Raw genomic sequence first — 1831 nt, 5'->3', positions numbered from 1 at the left:
TCACCGCCGGTCACATCGCCCTGCCCGGCGGTCCGGTTGGCATAGTGAGTCGGTCCGGCACACTCACCTACCAGGCGCTGTACGAGCTCAAGGAGAAGGGCATCGGCTGCACGACGTGCGTCGGCATCGGTGGCGACCCGGTGCCCGGCACGTCGTTCATCGACTGCCTGGCGGCCTTCGAGGCCGATCCCGACACAAAGGCTGTGATGATGATCGGCGAGATCGGAGGCTCGGCCGAGGAAGAGGCCGCCGAGTTCATCGCCACCCGGATGACCAAGCCCATCTCGGCCTACGTGGCCGGCGTGACGGCCCCAACCGGCAAGAAGATGGGACACGCCGGAGCCATCGTCTCGGGCGGCAAGGGTACGGCGGCGGCCAAGATGGACGCCCTCCGCGAGGCAGGGGTTCGGGTGGGCTTGAACCCCACCGAGGCCGGGGAACTGATGGCCGACATCGTCGCCGAACTCTAGGAGCCAACCGGCTACGCATCAGGTTGGCTCGGGGGCCTGTCGGCTACGCGTCCGGACGACCGGGCCACCTCCGGACCGGCGAACCCACGGTCGGGCCACGGTGACCCGCTGGTACGGTCGCCGACATGTCGTTGGCGGTGCTGGTATCAGGGACCGGGTCCATCCTGGATGCCATGGTTGAGGCTGGCCTGCCGATCACCCTGGTCGTCTCAGACCGTCCCTGCCCTGCCATGGAGAAGGCGGCCGAACACGATGTGGAGGCCGTGGTGGTCTGCCGGGACAGCTTCGGCGACGACTTCGACCGCGACGGCTACACGTTGCGCCTGACCGACCTCCTGGAGGAGCGAGGCGTCACCCTGGTGGCAATGGCTGGATTTGGGACCATCTTGAGCCAACCCGTGTACGACCGGTACGCAGGTCGCATCCTGAACACCCACCCAGCGCTGCTCCCCGCCTACCCGGGCTGGCATGCCGTAGCCGATGCCCTGGCCGACGGTGCCACGGTGAGCGGCTGCACGGTGCACCGGGCCACCCTGGAGGTGGACAGCGGGCCGATCCTGGCCCACGAGACCGTGCCCGTGTTGCCCGACGACGACGAGGCCTCCCTCCACGAGCGGATCAAGGTGGTGGAGCGACGCCTCTACGTCGACACCATCCGGTTGATCCTGGCCGGGGAAACACCCATGGAGGCCGCCGCCCCCGAGGGAGCCCCGGCGTGAGCCCCGTCCCGAAGCGAGCCCTGCTATCCGTCCACGACAAGACCGGTATCGCAGACCTGGCACGCGGGCTTGTCGAAGCGGGGGGGGAGCTGGTCTCCAGCGGGGGTACGGCCTCGGGCCTGGCCGACGAGGGCGTGCCCGTGGTGGAGGGCGGCGAGGTTACCGGGGCCCCGGAGATTCTTGAGGGCAGGGGCAAGACGCTGCACCCGGCAATTCACGGTGGGATCCTGGCCGACCGATCCGATCCCGAGCACCTGGCCAATCTGGAAGCCAGGGGTATCGTGCCCATTGACCTGGTGGTTGGGAACCTCTACCCGTTCACGTCGGACCCCGGGATCGAGCTGATCGACATCGGTGGGCCGACCATGGTCCGGGCAGCGGCCAATTACCTCGCCCTCGTGGGCGTGGTCGTCGACCCGGCCGACTACCGGCCGGTCCTCGACGAGCTCCGGGCCGTCGGCTCCCTGTCCGACGCCACCCGACGGCGGCTGGCCCGATCGGCCTTCGCCCACACGGCGGCCTACGACGCGGCCATCGTGACCTGGTTCGATGAGGACCCATCGGCGGACCACGCCAACAACCTGCTCAAGCCGTCCCTGCACCTGGCCCTGGACCGGGTGCAGGACCTCCGGTACGGCGAGA

The 1831-nt window shown here is 69.1% G+C and carries 3 protein-coding genes; all 3 read left to right on the top strand.

What is annotated here, in order from left to right; translation table 11 throughout:
• A partial coding sequence (locus tag MK177_10280; GenBank protein ID MCH2427702.1) for a succinate--CoA ligase subunit alpha occupies nucleotides 1–470 on the top strand: 470 nt, incomplete at its 5' end.
• A 125-nt stretch (nucleotides 471–595) separates the two neighbouring features.
• On the top strand, nucleotides 596–1189 hold the full coding sequence (gene purN, locus MK177_10275) for a phosphoribosylglycinamide formyltransferase (protein ID MCH2427701.1): 594 nt from the start codon (nucleotides 596–598) through the stop codon (nucleotides 1187–1189).
• Nucleotides 1186–1831 (top strand): bifunctional phosphoribosylaminoimidazolecarboxamide formyltransferase/IMP cyclohydrolase PurH (locus MK177_10270; GenBank protein ID MCH2427700.1); only part of this gene is annotated, 646 nt, incomplete at its 3' end. The genes purN and MK177_10270, both read left to right, overlap by 4 nt.

Source organism: Acidimicrobiales bacterium (assembly GCA_022452145.1).
GTDB lineage: Bacteria > Actinomycetota > Acidimicrobiia > Acidimicrobiales > MedAcidi-G1 > UBA9410.
The sequence above is the reverse complement of the archived record's forward strand: the minus strand, read 5'-3'. Positions and strand labels throughout refer to the sequence as shown.

Bases quoted from the DNA above. Each gene is read 5' to 3' on its own strand.
- purN (MCH2427701.1), top strand. From the start codon at position 596: ATGTCGTTGGCGGTGCTGGTATCAGGGACCGGGTCCATCCTGGATGCC.